23 protein-coding genes are annotated in these 19,713 nt (G+C 50.2%); 8 read left to right on the forward strand and 15 right to left on the reverse strand.

The annotated features are described in order from the left end of the window. Positions 1-20: 20 nt before the first annotated feature. The 4 genes from ABD028_RS01400 to ABD028_RS01415 all read right to left on the reverse strand — a co-directional run bounded on the left by ABD028_RS01400 (position 21) and on the right by ABD028_RS01415 (position 4,401). Positions 21-788, reverse strand: coding sequence for a ParA family protein (locus ABD028_RS01400; RefSeq protein ID WP_343840866.1), 768 nt, complete (start codon positions 786-788; stop codon positions 21-23). Between the two features lie 130 nt (positions 789-918). After that, a complete protein-coding gene (gene pgi / locus ABD028_RS01405; protein ID WP_343840869.1) occupies positions 919-2,565 on the reverse strand; it encodes a glucose-6-phosphate isomerase in 1,647 nt (548 codons plus the stop codon). 99 nt (positions 2,566-2,664) lie between these two features. Further along, the gene (tal, locus tag ABD028_RS01410; protein WP_343840872.1) at positions 2,665-3,618 is read right to left on the reverse strand and encodes a transaldolase; all 954 of its coding nucleotides are present in this window, start codon (positions 3,616-3,618) and stop codon (positions 2,665-2,667) included. Between the two features lie 300 nt (positions 3,619-3,918). Then, entirely contained in the window at positions 3,919-4,401 is a 483-nt protein-coding gene (locus ABD028_RS01415; RefSeq protein WP_343840875.1) for a hypothetical protein, read from the reverse strand. Between the two features lie 178 nt (positions 4,402-4,579). Here ABD028_RS01415 and yaaA point away from each other — a divergent pair, with 178 nt between their 5' ends. After that, positions 4,580-5,353: a peroxide stress protein YaaA gene (yaaA, locus tag ABD028_RS01420; RefSeq protein ID WP_102797979.1), complete on the forward strand. Its 774-nt coding sequence runs from the start codon at positions 4,580-4,582 to the stop codon at positions 5,351-5,353. 114 nt (positions 5,354-5,467) lie between these two features. Beyond that, positions 5,468-6,205: a MipA/OmpV family protein gene (locus ABD028_RS01425; RefSeq protein ID WP_102797980.1), complete on the forward strand. Its 738-nt coding sequence runs from the start codon at positions 5,468-5,470 to the stop codon at positions 6,203-6,205. Positions 6,206-6,268: 63 nt separating this feature from the next. Here ABD028_RS01425 and ABD028_RS01430 read toward each other — a convergent pair whose 3' ends face one another. From ABD028_RS01430 to ABD028_RS01445, 4 genes are all read right to left on the reverse strand, one after another. After that, positions 6,269-6,694, reverse strand: coding sequence for a DUF4426 domain-containing protein (locus ABD028_RS01430; RefSeq protein WP_343840879.1), 426 nt, complete (start codon positions 6,692-6,694; stop codon positions 6,269-6,271). 103 nt (positions 6,695-6,797) lie between these two features. Continuing rightward, positions 6,798-7,346: a YggT family protein gene (locus ABD028_RS01435; protein ID WP_343840881.1), complete on the reverse strand. Its 549-nt coding sequence runs from the start codon at positions 7,344-7,346 to the stop codon at positions 6,798-6,800. A 21-nt stretch (positions 7,347-7,367) separates the two neighbouring features. After that, complete coding sequence (proC, locus tag ABD028_RS01440) at positions 7,368-8,186, reverse strand: pyrroline-5-carboxylate reductase (protein ID WP_343840883.1); 819 nt, start codon at positions 8,184-8,186, stop codon at positions 7,368-7,370. Positions 8,187-8,257: 71 nt separating this feature from the next. Continuing rightward, on the reverse strand, positions 8,258-8,956 hold the full coding sequence (locus ABD028_RS01445; RefSeq protein WP_343840886.1) for a YggS family pyridoxal phosphate-dependent enzyme: 699 nt from the start codon (positions 8,954-8,956) through the stop codon (positions 8,258-8,260). A 118-nt stretch (positions 8,957-9,074) separates the two neighbouring features. Between ABD028_RS01445 and ABD028_RS01450 the strand changes: the two genes are divergently transcribed. The 4 genes from ABD028_RS01450 to ABD028_RS01465 are packed head-to-tail and all read left to right on the forward strand — an operon-like array spanning position 9,075 to position 12,112. Beyond that, complete coding sequence (locus ABD028_RS01450) at positions 9,075-10,112, forward strand: type IV pilus twitching motility protein PilT (protein ID WP_102797985.1); 1,038 nt, start codon at positions 9,075-9,077, stop codon at positions 10,110-10,112. Between the two features lie 11 nt (positions 10,113-10,123). Then, the gene (locus ABD028_RS01455; protein WP_102797986.1) at positions 10,124-11,236 is read left to right on the forward strand and encodes a PilT/PilU family type 4a pilus ATPase; all 1,113 of its coding nucleotides are present in this window, start codon (positions 10,124-10,126) and stop codon (positions 11,234-11,236) included. Between the two features lie 15 nt (positions 11,237-11,251). Continuing rightward, the gene (locus ABD028_RS01460; RefSeq protein ID WP_245921763.1) at positions 11,252-11,575 is read left to right on the forward strand and encodes a putative signal transducing protein; all 324 of its coding nucleotides are present in this window, start codon (positions 11,252-11,254) and stop codon (positions 11,573-11,575) included. Positions 11,576-11,632: 57 nt separating this feature from the next. After that, positions 11,633-12,112: an aminoacyl-tRNA deacylase gene (locus ABD028_RS01465; RefSeq protein WP_102797987.1), complete on the forward strand. Its 480-nt coding sequence runs from the start codon at positions 11,633-11,635 to the stop codon at positions 12,110-12,112. A gap of 30 nt (positions 12,113-12,142) precedes the next feature. On the opposite strand, the gene ABD028_RS01470 is transcribed toward ABD028_RS01465, so the two are convergent. From ABD028_RS01470 to ABD028_RS01495, 6 genes are all read right to left on the reverse strand, one after another. Next, positions 12,143-12,883 (reverse strand): substrate-binding periplasmic protein, encoded by a 741-nt coding sequence (locus ABD028_RS01470; RefSeq protein WP_343840891.1) that lies wholly within the window; start codon positions 12,881-12,883, stop codon positions 12,143-12,145. A gap of 87 nt (positions 12,884-12,970) precedes the next feature. Further along, positions 12,971-13,390: a Holliday junction resolvase RuvX gene (gene ruvX / locus ABD028_RS01475; RefSeq protein ID WP_245921765.1), complete on the reverse strand. Its 420-nt coding sequence runs from the start codon at positions 13,388-13,390 to the stop codon at positions 12,971-12,973. An 88-nt stretch (positions 13,391-13,478) separates the two neighbouring features. After that, on the reverse strand, positions 13,479-14,036 hold the full coding sequence (locus ABD028_RS01480; protein ID WP_102797990.1) for a YqgE/AlgH family protein: 558 nt from the start codon (positions 14,034-14,036) through the stop codon (positions 13,479-13,481). 28 nt (positions 14,037-14,064) lie between these two features. Continuing rightward, positions 14,065-15,021: a glutathione synthase gene (gene gshB, locus ABD028_RS01485; protein WP_343840894.1), complete on the reverse strand. Its 957-nt coding sequence runs from the start codon at positions 15,019-15,021 to the stop codon at positions 14,065-14,067. Between the two features lie 85 nt (positions 15,022-15,106). Further along, the gene (locus tag ABD028_RS01490) at positions 15,107-16,069 is read right to left on the reverse strand and encodes a tetratricopeptide repeat protein (protein ID WP_343840897.1); all 963 of its coding nucleotides are present in this window, start codon (positions 16,067-16,069) and stop codon (positions 15,107-15,109) included. 2 nt (positions 16,070-16,071) lie between these two features. Beyond that, on the reverse strand, positions 16,072-16,800 hold the full coding sequence (locus ABD028_RS01495; protein WP_343840899.1) for a hypothetical protein: 729 nt from the start codon (positions 16,798-16,800) through the stop codon (positions 16,072-16,074). A 146-nt stretch (positions 16,801-16,946) separates the two neighbouring features. On the opposite strand from ABD028_RS01495, the gene ABD028_RS01500 reads away from it, so the two are divergent. After that, positions 16,947-18,077, forward strand: a complete 1,131-nt coding sequence (locus tag ABD028_RS01500) for a sensor histidine kinase (protein ID WP_343840901.1) — start codon at positions 16,947-16,949, stop codon at positions 18,075-18,077. After that, a complete protein-coding gene (locus tag ABD028_RS01505) occupies positions 18,074-18,712 on the forward strand; it encodes a response regulator transcription factor (RefSeq protein WP_343840903.1) in 639 nt (212 codons plus the stop codon). The genes ABD028_RS01500 and ABD028_RS01505 overlap by 4 nt, the downstream gene beginning before the upstream one ends. Here ABD028_RS01505 and ABD028_RS01510 read toward each other — a convergent pair. Further along, on the reverse strand, positions 18,709-19,596 hold the full coding sequence (locus ABD028_RS01510) for a LysR family transcriptional regulator (RefSeq protein ID WP_343840907.1): 888 nt from the start codon (positions 19,594-19,596) through the stop codon (positions 18,709-18,711). The two genes, ABD028_RS01505 and ABD028_RS01510, sit on opposite strands and share 4 nt — an antisense overlap. Positions 19,597-19,713 lie beyond the last annotated feature (117 nt).

Below are 19,713 nucleotides of genomic sequence, written 5' to 3' on the forward strand. Positions count from 1 at the left end.
CTGGCGGCGCCCCAGATGAGTTAGTCAACCTGGCCTTCGAGTAAGTTATGCAAAGACAACAGAGACTGGCTGAGCTTGTGCCGGGGAGACAGATGGATAAGCGGCTGTCTGGCCTGATGTGACTCGCGCATTTTAACCGATTGGCCTAAGTACACGGGCAGAACCGGCAACTGTTCCTGCTGCAAATCACGGATGATCTGATTGGGCAGTTTGGCGTTAGCCATATATTGGTTGGCAATCACCCCTTCAATCTGCAAATCGGGATTGTGGTCTTCACGGATTTCTTCAATGCGCTGGCACAGATTGTACAAACCCTGACGCGAGAAATCGTCGCAATCGATGGGAATAAGACAGCGCTGCGCACCAATCAGCGCGGAGAGGCTGTAGAAGTTCAGTGCGGGCGCCGTGTCGATGTAAATGCGTTGATAATGCCCGGTAAGATTGGCAAGTGATTCTTTGAGCTTAAAAATTTTATGCCGACTGTGCAGTTCACTTTCAATATTGGCCAGTCGCGCAGAGCCGGGTAGCAGGTCCAAATTGGTAAAGGCGGTGGCGTGGCAAAACTCGGTGGCTGGACGGCGGTGCAAATGAAAGGTGATAAATTGTTCAAATAAGTCGGCAATGTTGTCCTTTGGCTGCTCGGCATTGAGATACTGGCTGGCGTTACATTGAGTATCCAGGTCGATGACCAGGGTTTTCAGACCCTGAGCGGCGGAAATAGCCGCCAGATTCACCGCAATACTGGATTTTCCTACCCCACCTTTTTGATTAAACAGTACCCGAATCATTGCCTTCGCTCCTTGTTATGTTGCAAGCCTGGTCAACCCAACTATGCAATAATGGCTCCAGTTGCGGCACAAATAATAGCGGTAGCCCATAAAAAAGGGCGGAAATTTCCGCCCTGTGATTGTGTACTGGCTAGTTTGGGTTAGCCTCACGGAAACGACTAATCAATGCGTTGGTTGAGGCATCGAAGTCCAGCGCGGCGCTGCTGTCGGTAAGCTTGGCCAGAATGTTGTTGCCCAAAACCTTGCCGAGCTCCACGCCCCATTGGTCAAAAGAGTTCACCCCCCAGATGGCTCCTTGTACAAAAACTTTATGCTCGTACAACGCCACCAGCGAACCTAAGGTTTTTGGATCCAACTGTTGAAACAGCAGGGTATTGCTGGGTTTGTTGCCGGGCATGGTTTTGTGGCTGGCCAGCGAATGACGTTTTTGTTCGCTAAGTCCTTTGCCTTCCAGCTCAGCATAAGCTTCTTCATAGGTTTTTCCTTGCATCAGTGCCTGGGTTTGACCGAAACAGTTGGATGCCAGCATCGCATGATGGGTGTCATCCTGATTCGGCACATGCAGTGGTAGCATAAAATCTGCCGGGATCAACACCTGCCCCTGGTGAATCAGCTGATGGAAAGAGTGCTGGCCGTTGGTGCCTTCGCTGCCCCAGATAACCGGGCCAGTGGCATAATTGACCTGCTCAGCATCACCTGCCACAGACTTGCCGTTGCTTTCCATATCCAGCTGCTGCACATAGGCAGGGAAACCCCGCAGGTAATGATAATAGGGCAGCAGCACATGGCTTTGCGCAGCAAAGAAATTAGCGTACCACACCCCCAGTAGCGCCATCAGCATGGGTAAGTTTTGCTCTGGTGGTGCCTCGTTAAAGTGCTGGTCCATGGCAAATGCGCCTTCCAGCAACTGCCGGTAATTCTCATAGCCCAGGCCCAGTGCAATAGGCAGTCCTATGGCCGACCACAGTGAATAACGGCCGCCTACCCAATCCCACATGGGGAAAATATTATTTTCATCCATACCAAAGTCTACTGCGGCTTTAATATTGGACGACACACAAATAAAGTGTTTGGCAATATCCTGTTGGCTGCCGCCGGCATTCAGGAACCAGGCCTTGGCGGTCAGGGTATTTTGCAGGGTTTCCTGGGTAGTAAAGGACTTGGACGACATCACTATCAGGGTGTCTTCATGGTCAAGATTTGCCAGCACATCCTGGATATGACAGCCGTCTACGTTGGCGACAAAATGTAGCTTAATGCCTTGATGCCAATAGGGCTTTAAGGCCTCAAACATAATTTTCGGGCCGAGGAAGGACCCACCAATACCAATACTGACAATATGCTTGATGGCTTTGCCGGTGTAGCCTTTGTGTTCGCCGCTGTGAATTTGTTTCACAAAGCGCTGGATTTTATCCTGCGTAGCCAATACCTCGGGCATCACATCCTGGCCGTCTACCATAACCGGCGAGCCGGAAAAATTTCGCAGCGCGGTATGCAGTACTGCACGTCCTTCTGTGTGGTTGATGATATCACCGGCAAACATGGCGTCACGTTTGGTACTAACCTGACGCGCTTGTGCGAGGCTAAACAAAGCCTTCAGGATCTCGTCATTGATTAGGTTCTTAGAGTAATCTAACTCAATACCGCACGCCTTGGCGTTGTAACGTGCGGCCCGGTTCGTATCCTGCTTGAACCAGTCGCGCATATGCTGGCCGTCCAGGCTTTGTGCAAGGGATTGCAGGTGTTGCCATTGGCTGGTTTGGGTCAGGCTGGTCATCTTCTCTCCATTGTTGTACTGGCCGCCAATTACCTTGGTTGGCCTGAATCTTAAAACACCAGCGCCCGCATTGGGCGGGCGCTTGTTCGGTGGAATGTGTTAGAAAAACGCTTTGAGCATGGTTTCCAGTTTTACCTGGTCGGCGGCGAAACTACGAATGCCTTGTGCCAGCTTTTCTGTCGCCATAGCGTCTTCATTCATCTGCCAGCGGAAGTCGGCTTCGCCGAGGCGTTCACCTGGTTGTTTGCTCTGCCCGTTATCCTGCAATTTGACTTCCAGTGGAGCGTCGCTTTGGGCAAGTTGTTCCAGTAAGTCCGGGCTGATGGTTAAGCGGTCGCAACCGGCCAGTTCGGTGATTTCACCGGTATTACGGAAGCTGGCGCCCATCACTACGGTGTTATAACCATGTTCTTTGTAGTATTGATAAATCTGCGTAACAGACTGTACACCGGGATCTTCAGCAGGGGCGTAGTCTTTTTTATCGGTATTGGCTTTGTACCAGTCCAGTATGCGGCCCACAAAAGGTGAAATCAGGAACACACCCGCTTCGGCACAGGCGCGGGCCTGGGCAAAACTGAACAAAAGGGTCAGATTGCAGTTAATTCCCTCTTTTTCCAGTTGCTCTGCTGCACGAATGCCCTCCCAGGTGGAGGCAATCTTAATCAGGATGCGCTCTTTTTCCACCCCAACCTGTTTGTAAAGGTCAATCAGCCGATGGGCCTTTTCAATAGTCGCCTGTGTATCGAAAGACAAACGCGCATCCACTTCGGTGGAGATGCGGCCGGGAATAATATCCAGAATTTCCCTGCCGATACGCACCGCCAGTTTGTCGCCTGCATCAATAATCTGCTGCGTTGGATCATTGGACTGTTGCTTGGCCCACGCAACAGACTTTTCAATCAGTTCCTGATAGTGGGGCAAAGATGCCGCTTTGAGCAGCAGGGACGGATTGGTTGTGGCATCAACGGGGTGATACTTGCGAATGGCTTCGATGTCGCCCGTATCTGCGACCACAGTGGTAATTTTCTTTAAAGATTCCAGTTGATTTGCCATGTGATCCTCTTTTATGAAAGTTAATTTCGTAAATTTACAACAATTTCGCTGTTGTCTCTATTACGAATTATGACTGAAACCGTGACTTTTGTGATAAGCCCGGAGTACATAGTGACTTGCGTTAGCAACTAAGGTTGCTGCTAAGTGTAACGTTTCCGGGCCGGCAAACACAGTTGAGAGAGGTAAAAAACGCGGGTAAATGGACAGCCCCTGCTGGCTTAACCAGGGCCAGACTGCTGCCAGCGGCAGCAGGGTCCCCAGCACGCACATCAGGGCTTAAAAATACGTGATGCTCAGCATTTAAAATTGATAGCTGATGGTGGCGTTGCCGCCGGCATAATTGTTATCGTCAGCCGACACCCGGCCATAACCGGCGTCCAGGCGGAACCGCCAGCCTGACTGGTTTAAACCATTGACGCTGTAGCTGTATGACAGAGCGGCCCCCTGAATTGAGTGTTCATCGAAGATGCTGCCGATTGCACAGGCCAGACCACTCAAACCGTCATCTTTATCGCAATCATCTATGTCCCGCACACCCACCGCGCCGGCCAGCAGGCCGATACTGTGCTGCTGGTTTGGGTCCAGCGCATATTCAAAGCCTACCGAGAAGCCATCGTCCAGCCCTAAGTTGTACTTGGCGTACCATCGTTGATTATCGGTGTTTGACCAGGATACTTCCGGTACAACGAAATAGGGGTATCCCGCACCCAATGAAAAGTTCACATCGTTGGCAAAGGCAGTAGGGGCAAAGCATAGACTAAGTAAAATCAGTCCCTTTTTCATAGTGTTATATCCTTAGTGTTGATTTGGCAGGATAGTAAACAGCAAGAAAGACATTTGATAGGTGGGCATGTGGTTATTTTGTAAAACTTTGCAAAAAACAATCCGTCCCTGAGTCCTGCATTGAACCTTAAAAACGGGCTGGTATAGTAACGGCCTTTTTGCTGTTTCGAATCTTGTTATGCTGATTGTATTGTCCCCCGCCAAAAATCTCGATTATGACACTCAGGCCCATATCCAGGCCTATAGCCAACCTATGATGCTTGACCAGGCTGAAGCCCTTATTCAGGTCTGCCGGGATCTGTCGCCAGCCCAGGTTGGTAGTTTGATGCATATCAGTGACAAGCTTGCGCATCTGAATGTTGAGCGCTATCACAACTGGTCCCTGCCATTTAACCAGCATAATGCTAAGCAGGCCGTGCTGGCCTTTAATGGCGACGTGTACACCGGCCTTGAAGCCGCCAACCTGAGCGAAGCTGACCTGAACTATGCCCAGCAGCATTTGCGCATTCTGTCCGGGCTGTATGGTTTGCTCAGGCCTTTGGATTTGATGCAGCCTTACCGCCTGGAGATGGGCACCAAGCTGGCAAACCCAAGGGGCAAAGATCTTTATCAATTCTGGGGTGAACGTATTACCAGCGGATTAAATCAGGCGCTAAGTGAACAGGGGGATAATGTTCTCGTGAACCTGGCCTCTAATGAGTACTTCAAGGCAGTTAAGCCTAAAACACTGGATGGAATGATTGTTACCCCGACTTTTAAAGATAAGAAAAACGGCCAATACAAGGTCATCAGCTTCTTCGCCAAGAAAGCCAGAGGCATGATGGCACGCTTCATTCTGACCAACAGGTTGACGGAACTGGAACAGCTAAAAGACTTTGACCTGGGGGGCTACCGTTTTGACTCATCTCAATCCTCCCCGCGGGAACTCACCTTTATTCGTGATGAACAATAGATCGGATCGCTGACTTTCTCTGTATAAAAGCTGGCAACAACTTTAATACAGTTCTTAACACTTCTGTCTTGATTGGGTTGCTAAGATTCAGGCTTGAAAAAACAGGAGAACAGAATGCAACTACGGACGATTTGTTTATGTGTGGCACTGGCTGCGGCCGGACATGCCCAGGCAGAAGGCAAGTGGGGGCTGGGCCTGGGGGCTATTACTGCTACTTCCCCCTATTTGGGGGAATCCCGGGATTTTCTGGTGGTCCCCCTGGTAAGTTATGAAGGGGAAGACTTTCATTTTAGCGGTGTATCCGCCACCTATGATTTGTATGAAAATGAGACGCTGGCACTGAAGGCCTATATCAGCCCCGGCTTTGATTTTTTTGATCCGGATGATGCTGACTGGCAGAGCATGAAAAGCCTCAAGGAACGTAAATTTTCTGTAATGGCTGGCTTTGAGCTTGAAGCCGATTTGGGCTTTGCCACCAGTACCTTGTCTGCAGGCCATGATGTTACCGGCAATGCCAGTGGCTACAGCCTGAGCTGGGGAATTAGCCAACATTATGCACTGGCAAAAGGTTTAATGCTGATCCCCGAAATCGGTGTGGTGTATGCTGATGCCAAGGTGGTGGATTATTATTACGGAGTGGATAGCGGGGAAAGCCCGTATTTTGGTGCTTATGAAGCCGACTCTGCACTAAATCCTTACGCCTCGTTAACGCTGATGTATCAGATTGATAAAAACTGGCAAGTGTTCAGCAATCTGGAATATACAAAGTACGATAGCGAAATTAAAGACTCGCCCATCGTGGGACGAGACGGCGATTTGCAATTCCTGGCGGCGTTTAGTTATACCTTCTGAACAATAAGGGGCTAATCAGCCCCTTAACCCTTTGGATATCAACTACGTTCATCTGAGACAAGGCTATTCGGCGTAGAGCTTCTGATTAAATCGCAACGTTTGCCGCTGGTTGCCGTTAGAAATGTTGATTTCGAAACGCATATCCTCTTCATAGCGAAACCCCATGGTCGCTATATAGTAGATGGCCTTGCCTTCGTTGATTTCCTTAAATTCCAAAGGCTTGGCGCGGCCCATCAGGTCGGTTGCTGAACCGGTTACCAATACCTTTTGCGCTTCTTTTGTGGCGCTGTCCAGGACCGAGATATTGACCAGGGCGCTGTATTTACTGCGCTGAATACCGTAGGCACGTGCTACTTCCGGGGTAAGAAAACTGCTGGTCAGGGCAATGTAATGCACATCCCAGTCTCCAAGTTGTTTCATCTGTTCGGCCTGTGCCGGCGTCAATGCGCCAAGCAGCCAGGCAAAGCAGAGCGTTTTCAGTAATTTCATGATGTTACTCACCTTGTTGGCGGTGTGATAAGTATAGTACCCGAGCTATTCTGCATCGTGTTGAACTTGTCTGGCGGCACCCTTGAGGTGCCGCAATTCATCTTCAGGCCAGGCCCAAATCTCGCAGCAGATAGGTTAAAAACTGAATCGCAATAATGGCTACCAGTACCGACAGATCCAGCCCGCCCATGGGCGGTAAAATACGCCGGATAGGTGCCAGTAAAGGTTCAGTCAGTTGATAAAGCACTAACTCCATAGGGTTACGCCCCTGGCTAAACCAACTGAGAATGGCGCGAATAATCAGGATCCAGAAAATTAACGACAAGGTTTGGCTGACTAACACGGCCAGTGAGTAAAGCAATACGGCGATGGGATTAAACATCTGCCAGCTTGCGCCACCTAAGACAAAGTTCAGCACCGTTAGCTTAGCAAAGGCTACCAGCAGGGCTAATACCAGCGTGGCAGTATCCAGATTACCCAAGGAAGGCAGAACCCGGCGCATCGGCCCCACCATCGGATGGGTAGCCTTAACCACAAACTGGCTGAATGGATTGTAAAAATCAGCGCGGGCTAATTGCAGCCACAAGCGCAGGATAACGACCATCAGATAGAGGTCAAACAAGGTGCCAATCAGAAAATGCATGGAACTCATGGTGCTTCCCTAAAGTACAAATTAAAAAACCTTACTCATTTCACCAGCACGGTTGACCGCGGCTTGCATGGCGTTGTTAACCAGCTCGCGTAGCCCCTGTTGCTCAAACTGCTCGATGGCCGCTGCCGTCGTGCCGCCTTTGGAGGTAACCTGGGCGCGCAAGGTGGATAACTCAAGATCTGAATTGTGACAAACCATGTGTGCCGCGCCCAGCATCGCCTGCTCTACCAACAAGCGCGCGGTATCTTTGTCAAATCCCATCTGCATGGCTGTATCCTGCATGGCTTCTAAAAATAAGAAAAAATAGGCCGGACTACTGCCTGCGGCGGCGGTGACGGCATCCAGCATGGATTCTTTTTCCACCCAGGCGGTTTTACCTACCTGGCCGAGTAAATCCCCGGCAAAAGTACGGTCTGGCGCATTTACCTGACTATTGGCATACAAGCCTGTCATTCCCAGCCCCAATGCACTTGGGGTATTGGGCATGGTGCGCACCAGTGGATATTGTCCGCCGAGCATAGCCTGCAATCTGCTGACCGGCAGCCCGGCGGCAATTGAGATAAATAATTTACCGTCCAAATTGGTTTGTTGCAGTTGTTCACCCACTTGGGCCATTAACTGTGGTTTCACTGCCAGTACCACGACTTCGGCATTGGCCACTGCCTGCAGGTTATCCTGAGTGATTTGTATGGCAAAATCGCGCTGCAATGCCTCCAGCTTTGGCATGGATGGATTGCTGGCGGTAATCAGTTCAGCCGGATAGCCGCTTTTAACCATACCACTGATAATACTGCGGCTCATATTGCCAGCACCGACAAAAGTAATTTTTCTGTGTTGCATGTTTCTCCCGTTGTGGGTCGAAATGTATTCCGACACCTTTATCATGTGTTTTACAGCGGTTGGCCAGATCTTTAGGTATTTTTTTGTCTTTCCCCAAATATGGCCGTGCCTAATCTTACCATAGTCGAACCGGCCTGAATGGCTGCCTGCATATCCCCTGACATGCCCATGGACAAGGTATCCACCTGAGGGTAACGAGCTCTGAGTAACTCAAACAGTTGATGTAACTGATTAAACACCAGACGTTGTGCCTCTTCATTCTGTTGCGGTGCCGGAATGGCCATCAAGCCTCGCAGGGTCAGATTGGGTAAGGCATTGACCTCTTCTGCCAGGGCCAGCAACTCAGCATTGTCTGTGACGCCAGACTTGCTGTCCTCGCCACTGATATTTATTTGCAGCAGCACTTGTAGCGGCGCTTTTTGAGGCGGACGCTGTGCGCTTAAGCGCTGGGCTATTTTTAGTCTGTCAACCGACTGAACCCAATCAAAATGCTCGGCAACGGCTTTGCTTTTATTTGATTGCAGAGGGCCGATAAAATGCCACTGAATATCGTTAAGGTGTTGCAGAGAGTGGATTTTTTCTATCCCTTCCTGTACATAATTCTCACCAAACAAGCGTTGTCCGGCAGCATAAGCCTGCTCAATCGCCTCAACGGGTTTAGTTTTGCTTACCGCCAGCAAGGCCACCTGCTGTGGTGATTTATTCAGCGCAGTGCAGTGCTGAGCTATGCTTTCCAATGCGCTTTGTAGTCGTTCTGCTATGGTTTTCATGAGTGGATCTTGTGATTGTATCGGGTCAACGACATAAGGTTATGCCAGGGCATACCGAACATACCAGGTTTCTATGGTACACCTTGGCTTTTCAAACAGTTAACAGACGGAGTAGGCTGTGGATATTACCGAACTTTTAGCCTTTAGTGTCAAGAATAAGGCCTCGGACCTGCATTTGTCCGCCGGTTTACCGCCCATCATCCGGGTGGACGGCGAAATGCGTCGCCTGAATGTGCCAGAGCTCGATCATAAACAGGTGCATGCGTTGGTGTATGAAATCATGAATGATAAACAGCGCAAGGAATACGAGGAAAATCTGGAAACTGACTTTTCCTTTGAAGTGAAGGGGCTGTCGAGGTTTCGGGTGAATGCCTTTATTCAGAACCGCGGGGCCGCAGCCGTGCTGCGTACTATTCCCAGTGACGTACTGACGCTTGATCAGTTAGGCGCGCCGCAGATATTTAAAGAAATCATTAATCAGCCGACAGGGATAGTATTGGTCACCGGGGCAACCGGTTCGGGTAAAAGTACCACGCTGGCTGCCATGATTGACCATATTAATACCAACAAGCGTGAACACATCCTGACCATTGAGGATCCCATCGAGTTTGTGCATGAAAACAAGATGAGTCTGATAAACCAACGGGAAGTGCATCGCGACACGCACAGTTTTAATAATGCCCTGCGAAGTGCCCTGCGTGAGGACCCGGATGTGATTCTGGTGGGGGAGCTGCGTGACCTGGAAACCATTCGTCTGGCGATTTCGGCGGCGGAAACCGGCCACCTGGTGTTTGGCACCTTGCATACTAACTCTGCCCCCAAAACCATCGACCGGATTATTGACGTATTTCCTGCTGAAGAAAAAGCCATGGTGCGTTCCATGTTGTCAGAATCTTTACGGGCGGTGATTTCGCAGACCCTGCTCAAACGTATTGGTGGCGGTCGTATTGCCGCGCATGAAATCATGCTGGGTATTCCGGCTATACGTAACCTGATCCGTGAAGACAAAGTGCCGCAAATGTATTCAGTGATCCAAACCGGGCAGGCCCATGGTATGCAAACCATGGATCAATGTCTGCAACGTCTGGTGGCGATGGGGCAAATCAGTGCGCAGGATGCCGCGGCTAAATCCATTGATAAGCAACCTAAGTTTTAGGAGTTAAGCCTATGATGATGCAACCTTATTTGCAGGGCATGGTGGATTGTGGCGCATCGGATCTGTTTATTACTGTGGGCTTTCCGGTCAGTGTCAAAGTGAATGGCAAAATGACACCGCTGGACGAACAACGCCTTAGCACAGATATGTCGCTGGCACTGGTAGAAAGTCTGATGAGTGACAAACAGAAGCACGAGTTTGAACAGACCAAGGAATGTAACTTTGCCGTCGCCCTGGACGGGGTCGGACGTTTTCGTTGCAGTGCATTCTGGCAGCGGGATATGGCGGGCATGGTGATTCGTCGTATTGTCACGCAAATTCCCAAAGTGGATGATTTGGGTCTGCCGCAGGTGCTCAAAGACATCATTATGGCAAAACGCGGTTTAGTGCTGTTTGTGGGGGCCACGGGTACGGGTAAATCCACCTCACTGGCAGCACTGATGGGACATAGAAATCAGCACTCCCACGGACATATTCTGACCATAGAAGACCCCATTGAGTTTGTGCATGAACACGCCAATTGCGTGGTGACCCAGCGTGAGGTGGGAATTGATACCCAGTCGTTTGACGATGCCCTGAAAAGCTCTTTGCGTCAGGCTCCGGACGTGATTTTAATCGGCGAAATCCGTTCCATGGAAATTATGGAATACGCCATGTCTTTTGCCGACACCGGCCACTTATGTGTGGCAACCTTGCACGCCAATAATGCTAACCAGGCGATAGAGCGGATTATGCATCTGGCCCCCCCGGACCAGCATGACAAACTGCGTTTTGACCTAAGCCTGAATATGCGGGCCATTGTAGCCCAGCAACTTGTGCCAACAGTGGATGGTAAAGGCCGGGTGGCGGCCATTGAAGTGCTGTTGAACTCACCTTTTGTCAGGGATTTGATACAGCGTAATGAAATTGGCGGGCTCAAAGAAGCGATGCAAAAGGGCCGCGAAATGGGCATGCAAACCTTTGATATGGCGCTGTACGATTTGTATAAAGCTGGCCGCATCAATCTTGATCAGGCCTTGCACCATGCCGATTCACCCAATGACCTGCGCCTGATGATCAAGCTGGATAAAGACGAAGGTCCCGGACTGGGTTCATTGTCCAATGTGTCTATTGATATGGACTAGCGTGAAGGATTGGCGTTGATCCGACTGTATTGCAGCGAAGACCGATTCCAGATCTGGCAGGTAAAAGAACTGCTGGAAAGTCGCGGTATTCCTTGTTTTGTGAAGAATGAATTTGCCATTGGCGCGATGGGGGACTTAGCCCCTTTTGACTGCGCACCGGAAGTGTGGCTGACCGACGATGAATGGCAACCCAGAGCCAAACGACTGCTTGATGACTGGTTGAGTGAGCAGCGGCAATGCACACAAGAGTGGCGTTGTGCGCATTGCCAGGAAGACAATGGCGGGGGCTTTGAAATTTGTTGGCAATGCGGTGAAGAGCGCCCTGCGGAAACAGAATAAACAGCCTAGGTAAACTATACTCTTGGATGGACAACCAACTGTCTCCAGGAGGTGCCTATGAGTTTGTCCCAACGTGTTATGTCGTATCTGAATGAGCTGGATGTAAGCTACGAAGTGATATCCCATCACCCATCACACAGTTCACTGGGCTCGGCTATTGCCGCGCAGATCCCGTCGAATAAGATTGCCAAGGCAGTGATGCTGGAGGATAGCAAAGGCCATAGAGTGATGGCGGTGTTGCCAGCTGACAGCAAATTAAGCCTCAGTGCACTGAACGAGTCGCTTAATGGGCAGTATCATTTGATGAAGGAACAGCAGGTGTATCAGTGCTTTGACGACTGTGCACATGGTGCTGTGCCACCGATTCCGCAGGCGTTTAATCTGGATTGTATTATTGACGAAAGCCTGGGCGATCTTTCAGATCTGTATATTGAAGGAGGGGATCACCGTTCGCTGGTGCATTTGTCACAGCAAGAGTTTTGCCGATTGATGGGGCAAAATCGCAGCGGCCATTTCAGCCATCAGTTGTATCATTAAGGTCTGCATGTGGGCTTAGGCCCACATGCGTTATCTTTGCTCGGGTAATGTGCCGACATAAGTTCTGACCACTTTACGCAATGCGCCATTTTGTTTCTTACTGGCGATATATTGGTTGAGGCCGGGGAGCATGTCTGCCTTGTTTGGACTGAGTGCCAGTCTTAAGCTGTCTACCGCTTTATGCTGCTCTACCGGCGCAATTTGCAGATCGGGAAAATGCTCTTGCACCAACCAGTAGGCAATCAGTTCATTGACATAAGCAAAATCACAACGCCCACTGGCCAGCATGCGCAGTTGGGCCTCTTCACTGCTGGCATCCACCCTTAACAGGCTGGCAGTGGCGAACAGCTCGTTAAGTGTTGGGTAAACATAGTATTGTCGGGTACAAACACTTTGGCCTGCCCGCCAATGCAAAATATCGTTTCCCTTATCCAATCTGAATAGATAATCCGTGTAGGGCAGTATTTCTTCACTAAAAAGTAATTGCTCCGGATGTTTGGTCCAGGCAGGGCTGAGGACCATAGTGTCCACCTGCCCTGCATACAAGCGGGACTCACCTCCCTGGCGATTATCCAGAACATAATCAATGGCAATACCGTACTCAAGCGCATAGTCCGCCATCAAATCTGCCAGTATGCCGCTGACGTTTTGTTGTTCGTCAACAAAGATGTAGGGGGGAAAGCCTGGATCGTAGACGGCAAATTTAAGTTGCTCAGTTGCACCGCTCTGGCAACTGAACAAACAGAGCATAGAGGCTCTCAACAACATCATTGGCCTTGCGCGATTGATTGTCAGATAACTAACAGAATAGACGCAAATTCCGGGGGCGACGACCTGAAGGCCAAATTGCAACGCAGATCAGCAATGGTCAGCCATCCAGCTTTCCAGAATCAAACAGGCCGCAACGCTGTCGACCTTTTGTTTATCGAGCTTCTTGTAGCCGCCCAACTCAAACAATCTGGCCCTGGCATCGGCGGTGGTTAGACGTTCGTCGCAGGTTTCCACCTGCACTTTGAATCTGGCATGCAGGCGGTTGGCAAACTTACGGGCGCCATGGGTTACCTGCTGTTCGGTACCATCCATATTGAGCGGCAGACCTACCACCACAAGATGTGGTTGCCACTCGTTAAACAGCGCCTCTACTTTTTGCCAGTCGGGTATACCGTCCACGGCTTTTAGCGCGGCTAATGGCGCTGCTGTGCCAGTCACTTCCTGGCCTGCGGCCACACCAATGCTTTTTGTGCCGAAGTCAAAACCGAGTAAGGTACGTGCGGTCAATTTGCTTAGTGCCTCAGATAATTGAAAATGTATGACGAGCTACGAGCTACGAGCTACGAGCTACGAGCTACGAGCTACGAGCTACGAGCTACGCATGACCGACATCTGGTGCCAGTTGCCAGATATCCACACCAAGCTTTTGCACTGCGGCCTGCCATTTCTTGTGAATCGGCACATCAAACAACAACTCGGTATCGGCTTCTATCAGCAACCAGGAATTACGCTGAATTTCTTCTTCCAACTGACCGGCGCTCCAACCGGCGTAACCCAACGCCACCAGACATTTATCTGGCGCTTTGCTGTTACCCAGCACATTAAGAATGTCTTTGGAGGTGGTGACCATTATTTCCGAGGTTAGCTCCAGGCTGGACGCCCAGCCCGGCTGAGTGCTGTGCAGTATAAAGCCACGATCCGGGCTGACCGGACCACCGGCCAGCACGATTTGCTCGGCTTTGTCTTCATCCACCTTGATGGACTCATCTACCTGCATCAGCATTTCTTTCAGATGCAAACCGGTGGGCTGATTAATCACTATTCCCATGGCGCCCTGTTCATTGTGTTCACAGATATAGGTCAGGGAGCGAGAGAAGTAAGGATCTTCCAGGCTGGGCATGGCAATCAGGAAATGATTTTCAAAGCTCTGCATATGACTCTCTGTGCAACGAATTCAGGATTTATATGGGGCCATTAAGGCGTTTTTCAATTGCGTCAAACAGCATGCCGACAATACTGATGGGGTAGGCTGCCTCGATTTCCCTGACGCAGGTTGGACTGGTGACATTAATTTCGGTGAGTTTGTCACCAATAATATCCAGTCCCACAAAGAATAGCCCTTTCTCCACCAAAGTGGGGGCAATGGCTTCGGCAATACGACGATCTGTGTCTGATATGGGCTGAGGACGCCCTGTACCGCCTGCCGCCAGATTACCGCGGGTTTCGCCCTGGCTTGGCAAACGCGCCAAACAATAAGGCACCACCTGACCGTTTACTACCAGCACGCGTTTGTCACCTTCGCTGATGGCCGGTAAATACTCTTGTATCATACACAAACGTTTGCCGTGATTGGTCAGTGTTTCAATCACTACCCCCAGGTTATTGCCGTCTTCCTTGATACGGAAAATCGATGCACCGCCCATACCATCCAGGGGTTTACAGATAATGTCTTTATGCTGTTGGTGGAATTGACGAATCAAACCGGCCTGACGGGTGACTAATGTGGCAGGGCAATGTTCAGCAAACCAGGCGGCAAACAACTTTTCATTGCAATCGCGCAGGCTTTGCGGGTTATTCACCACCAGCAGCCCTTGTTGCTCAGCCAACTCAAACAATTGGGTGGCATACAGAAACTCACTGTCAAAAGGCGGATCTTTGCGCATCAGCAGCACATCCAGTTCTGCCAGTTGCTGATGTTGGACATCTCCCAGTTCATACCAACCAGTCTGACTTTCTTGTACTTTAAGGGAGCGCATACTGGCTTTAGCTATCCCGTGATCAAGATACAAATCGGCCATTTCCATGTAGTGAATTTCATAGCCGCGTTGCTGAGCTTCCAAAAGCATGGCAAAGCTGGTGTCTTTCTTGATGTTGATAGAATGGATGGGATCCATCACGATACCGAGTTTAAGGCGCACAGAAATTCCTTGGTTGGCGGGCAGAGTGACTTAAATAGGCATTCTGCCCGGTAAATTCAATAGGACCTGAGATTTATTGCCGGTATCACAGGGTCTTCAGCTTTTTCTTTACGTCTTTAGCCAGTTTTTTGTCCCTGCTTGATTGTATGCTCTGGTACAGCTGTTTGGCCTCAGCCTTATTGCCTTGCAGTTCATACAGGTTGGCGAGTCGAAACGAAGCCCATGCATGACTGGGTAACTTTCTTGTTAAAGGCGCCTGTTTTAAATAGGTCTGTAATGCGGCTACCCCCTGTTCAACCTGGGTTTTACCCATCACGCTGGCCCGGCCTAATTGATACATGGCGATATAACGGCCGGTCAGGCTCTCCTCATCGGCTGCCGGTTGGTTGATGGCTAGCGTGAACTCGGCAATGGCCTGCGGATACTTTTCCTGTCTGACCAAATCCATACCGGCTTGAACGTAGAAGTCAGGTATCCCAGGAAGGGCCTGCTTGGCGCTACTAAGCAATTGCTGGTAGCCTTGCTGGTCGTCTTCGGCGTTAAGATAGCTAAGACGGGCAGCCATACCGGCTCTTTGATCCAGATTTTCTATTTCTTTGACCTGGGCCAGAGCCAAATCCATATCTCCGCCGGCAATGCCCGGTGCTTGCAGATAAAAATTCATCAAGCCTTGCCGGTACTCAGTGTTGTCTGGCGCCAGCTCTACCGCGCGATTAAAGCTATACAAGGATTTTTCAGCGTAGCTTAGGGCTGAAAACACACTGTTACCGGCCTGCTGCCCCATAATGATGCCGCGGGTGTAATGGGCTTCGCTATTTTGCGGCGCCTGGGCAACGGCCTGCTCAATCCACTGTTCAGCTTCATCAGCATCCTGAGCGAGCCATAAGCGACCGAGGTAGATCTTGGCTTCAGCCTGTTCGGAAGATGCTTCAAACAGGCTCTGGGCACGCTCATCGTCCCCTTGCTCGAAGGCTTCTACGGCTTGTTTAAGATTGGCCTGAACAGATGCACTGCTTATCAATAGTGCCAGCGCGATAATTTTCTTCATGTTCATTTCCCTTGAAATTCTAGTTGGTACTTGCGTGACAGATGGGCTATCACCACGGCACCGATAATGCCGGGAGCGACCCAGAAAAATAGCTGCCAATAACCGGCAGCGGCCAGCACTTGTCTGGCACCAAAGGTTAAAAAAGCAGTGTATGCGCCGATTCCCGAGCCAATCATGGCTCCAAGGTGTTCTATCCACCATTGGCGTGGACCAATGCGGCGACGCCAGCAATAAATTAGCATCTGGCTGCCGATGATGGTGCCTAAAATACCAAAAATAATATGTAAAACTTTGTTGAACCACAGACCCAGGCCAAACAAACTGACACCGCCAATCGTCAGCAGGCTGAGCAGGGCCAGATGTGAGACGCTACGCAGTAAAATACGGTTCTGCTTGACGCGAAGTACCAGCATACCATGACGAACACTGGCCAGTGTTAGCCAGCTCAGATACAACAGAAACAAGGCAAACAAACGTATATTCAGGCGTGCCTGCTCTGGGCTGAGCTTGTCCAGATCAAGGCCATGTATTGCCAGAGGGGCAATCAATACCAGAACACAGATGAGCATGCCGCTACCTGCCACCATATACATGGTATTGGCGTAATAGCGACCAAACTTTATATGGTCCAGGCTACCTTTTCGGTTGATAGCAGGTATCCAGAATAACAGCAGTGCTGCACTACCAACCATGATATGACACATCAATACAATAGAATAAAGCAGGTTCATAGGCCTTCCTCCGATTAATGCGGCTAGTCTATCGTTGCGTGAAATTGGGTATCAGTGCCGAAGGTCACGGAATTAAAAATGACTTATGGCCTATTGGCCGCTCAGGTTTGTAAAGGTATGTTGAGCCTGCAATTGGAGAGATAAATATGATTAAACTCGGCTCATACAGACTGAGTGTGGAAACCATCAGTGGTTTGATAAGTTGGGCGATGGTAGCGGGCTCATCGCTGTATTTTATGCAGCAACGCTTGGGGGTGCTGCACTGGCGTGTGGGTTTATTGGCGGGTTTATATCTGGGCTTTGTGGTGTTTTTTGCCCTCGCGACCCGGGAGCAATGCTATTCCAGAGACAGGCAGGTCAGGTTTGCCTTATTGTTTATCCTGTTTTTATTGGTAGTTGGCATCTACTTCACCAGCCCCTATTTTTACAATGCCATCCTTATGGTGATGTGGTCGGCATTGTTACCCTACTTTATGCCGTTCCGGCTGGCGTTATTGCTCTCGCCACTGTGGTCCGCCGTGCCCTACTTTGTTGGGGAATTTTATTGGCAGGACGATATGTCAGCACTCAGTGCGATGCTGTTCTGGACCTTTAATGTGTTTGCTTTGGTGATGGTTAATGTGTCGCTTAAAGAAAAGAGTGCCAAGGAAGCGGCCAATCAGCTAAACCGCGAATTAATGGCCGCACAGGCTTTACTGAGCGAAGCCAACAAACAGGCCGAACGTACCCGTATTGCCCGCAATATCCATGACTTGCTTGGTCATCATCTGACCGCTTTATCTATTAATTTACAGGTGGCATCACGTAAGGCAGGCGGTGAGGTCAAATTGGCGGTGGATAAATGCCATGCTATCGCCGGCTTGTTGCTCAGCGATGTGCGCGAGGCTGTTTCAGAGATACGTGAAAAATCCGCAATTCAGTTGCGCAGTGCCCTGGAAGTGCTGACCAGAGAAGTCCCAAGGCTGAAGGTGCATCTGGACTGCCAGGTGGAACCGGAAGATATCGAGCAGGCCCATGCTCTGCTAATGTGTGTACAGGAAAGCCTGACTAACAGCTTACGTCATTCCCAGGCCAGCCAGATGCATATCGGTCTGTACCAAACCGAACAGGACGTTATGCTGGAGATGCAGGACAATGGCGGTGGCAAGGGACTATTGGTGCCCGGCAATGGCCTCAAAGGTATTCGGGAGCGAATAGAAGCCGTGGGAGGAAAGGTGGAGTTCAGGTTTAATCATCAAGGCATGTTTACCCGTGCCAGTATTCCGGTAACAGCATGAAGGTATTATTGGTAGACGACCAGACCCTGGTCAGAGAAGGCATTAAGAGCTTGCTGTCGCTGTCGGACAATTTATTGGTCGTGGGGGAGGCCAGTGATGGCGATGAGGTATGTCAGGCAGTAACGAATTTGCAGCCGGATGTGATTCTTATGGATATCCGCATGCCTAGAATGTCTGGTGTTGATGCCTTGCGGGCCATGCAAAAGGCCGGGCTGACACAGCCTGTAATCATGCTGACCACCTTTGATGACCACAAATTGGTGTTGGATGCTGTACAAGCAGGTGCCAAGGGCTATTTGCTTAAAGACGTGTCTCTGGAAACACTGGTGGATGCAATAGAAACAGTATACAAGGGGCAGACTCTTATTCAGCCTGCGGTAACTGAAAAGATCTTGCAAGGTCTTCAAGGGCTTCAACAGCAATTTGAAAGTTATCAGACACCGGAACCACTGACCGATGCGGAACGCAAAATTCTTCGCCTGATGGCTGCTGGATGCAGCAACAGGGAAATCGCCGAGGCATTATTTAAGTCGGAAGGGACCATCAAGAATCAGGTGTCCAGTCTGTTGGCCAAGCTGGGTGTCAGGGACAGGACCCGGGCTGTGCTCAAGGCCATTGAGGCGGGGCTGATTTAAAAAGTTCTGGAAGGGAACTTTTCTGCCAGGCCCTGAACAAAAAGGCGTATTTTGGCTGGCACAAATTGCCTCGACTGATACAGGGCATGTAGTGGGTAGCTGGCCTGCGGATATTGAGGCAACACCCTTAACAATGCCCCTTGTTTAATGGCGTCCCTGAACGCCCAAAGTGGGCCAAGGTGCATACCCTGACCGGCAAGGGCAAGCTCTCGTATGGCAGTGACGCTGTTCACAATGTATCTACCCCGTACAGTGAGTTGCCTGCTGTCTTTGCCGAGGCCAAATGGCAGTGGCTTGGCTGCCTGTGCCCGGGTATAAAAGATAAAGTCGTGCTGTGCCAGGTCTTCAGGCTTTTGCGGTGAACCTCGCTTGGCTAGGTACTCTGGAGACGCCACAATCACCCTTGGTACGTCACCCAAATGGCGACCAATCAGGCTGGAGTCCTGTAACTGACCAATACGGATCGCCACATCAATACCCTGGCTGCGTAAATCTTCAAATTGACTGCCCAATATCAATTCGACATTAAGATCCGGCGCGTTAAGCACCATGTCCTGCAATACTGGGGCAATAAACTGGCTGCCAAAATCGTGGGGAGCGGCTACTTTCAGTAATCCGGTCGGAATTTCCATGCTATTTCGAAGTTTATGTTCCAGTGCTAATTGCTCGTCAAGCAGTTGTCTCAGCCCCTGATAATAAAGTTGTCCTGCTTCGGTGGCAGTGGAGCGACGTGTAGAGCGCTGGATGAGCTTCACTTGTAAACGTTGTTCCAGCGTAGCGATGCGCCTGCTTACATTGGACGGATCCAATCCCAGTTGCTCTGCTGCGGCCTTGAGACTGCCAGCCTCTATGACACGTAGAAACAGTTGCTCATGACTATCCAATATTACGCTTCCGGTTAATTGCGAATATCACACTTTTAAAATGCAAAATATCACTCTACTGGAGATATTCGCAAGGGGCTACTCTGCAATGGTCGAAAAGACAGCATCTTAACTCAA

The sequence above is a fragment of the Bowmanella denitrificans genome, from assembly GCF_039522935.1.
GTDB lineage: Bacteria > Pseudomonadota > Gammaproteobacteria > Enterobacterales > Alteromonadaceae > Bowmanella > Bowmanella denitrificans.

What these genes read in the sequence shown, in the direction of transcription:
- ABD028_RS01400 (WP_343840866.1), bottom strand. Translation starts at nt 788, where the DNA reads ATGATTCGGGTACTGTTTAATCAAAAAGGTGGGGTAGGAAAATCCAGT.
- pgi (WP_343840869.1), bottom strand. Translation starts at nt 2,565, where the DNA reads ATGACCAGCCTGACCCAAACCAGCCAATGGCAACACCTGCAATCCCTT.
- tal (WP_343840872.1), bottom strand. Translation starts at nt 3,618, where the DNA reads ATGGCAAATCAACTGGAATCTTTAAAGAAAATTACCACTGTGGTCGCA.
- ABD028_RS01415 (WP_343840875.1), bottom strand. Translation starts at nt 4,401, where the DNA reads ATGAAAAAGGGACTGATTTTACTTAGTCTATGCTTTGCCCCTACTGCC.
- yaaA (WP_102797979.1), top strand. Translation starts at nt 4,580, where the DNA reads ATGCTGATTGTATTGTCCCCCGCCAAAAATCTCGATTATGACACTCAG.
- ABD028_RS01425 (WP_102797980.1), top strand. Translation starts at nt 5,468, where the DNA reads ATGCAACTACGGACGATTTGTTTATGTGTGGCACTGGCTGCGGCCGGA.
- ABD028_RS01430 (WP_343840879.1), bottom strand. Translation starts at nt 6,694, where the DNA reads ATGAAATTACTGAAAACGCTCTGCTTTGCCTGGCTGCTTGGCGCATTG.
- ABD028_RS01435 (WP_343840881.1), bottom strand. Translation starts at nt 7,346, where the DNA reads ATGAGTTCCATGCATTTTCTGATTGGCACCTTGTTTGACCTCTATCTG.
- proC (WP_343840883.1), bottom strand. Translation starts at nt 8,186, where the DNA reads ATGCAACACAGAAAAATTACTTTTGTCGGTGCTGGCAATATGAGCCGC.
- ABD028_RS01445 (WP_343840886.1), bottom strand. Translation starts at nt 8,956, where the DNA reads ATGAAAACCATAGCAGAACGACTACAAAGCGCATTGGAAAGCATAGCT.
- ABD028_RS01455 (WP_102797986.1), top strand. Translation starts at nt 10,124, where the DNA reads ATGATGATGCAACCTTATTTGCAGGGCATGGTGGATTGTGGCGCATCG.
- ABD028_RS01465 (WP_102797987.1), top strand. Translation starts at nt 11,633, where the DNA reads ATGAGTTTGTCCCAACGTGTTATGTCGTATCTGAATGAGCTGGATGTA.
- ABD028_RS01470 (WP_343840891.1), bottom strand. Translation starts at nt 12,883, where the DNA reads ATGATGTTGTTGAGAGCCTCTATGCTCTGTTTGTTCAGTTGCCAGAGC.
- ABD028_RS01480 (WP_102797990.1), bottom strand. Translation starts at nt 14,036, where the DNA reads ATGCAGAGCTTTGAAAATCATTTCCTGATTGCCATGCCCAGCCTGGAA.
- ABD028_RS01490 (WP_343840897.1), bottom strand. Translation starts at nt 16,069, where the DNA reads ATGAAGAAAATTATCGCGCTGGCACTATTGATAAGCAGTGCATCTGTT.
- ABD028_RS01495 (WP_343840899.1), bottom strand. Translation starts at nt 16,800, where the DNA reads ATGAACCTGCTTTATTCTATTGTATTGATGTGTCATATCATGGTTGGT.
- ABD028_RS01500 (WP_343840901.1), top strand. Translation starts at nt 16,947, where the DNA reads ATGATTAAACTCGGCTCATACAGACTGAGTGTGGAAACCATCAGTGGT.
- ABD028_RS01505 (WP_343840903.1), top strand. Translation starts at nt 18,074, where the DNA reads ATGAAGGTATTATTGGTAGACGACCAGACCCTGGTCAGAGAAGGCATT.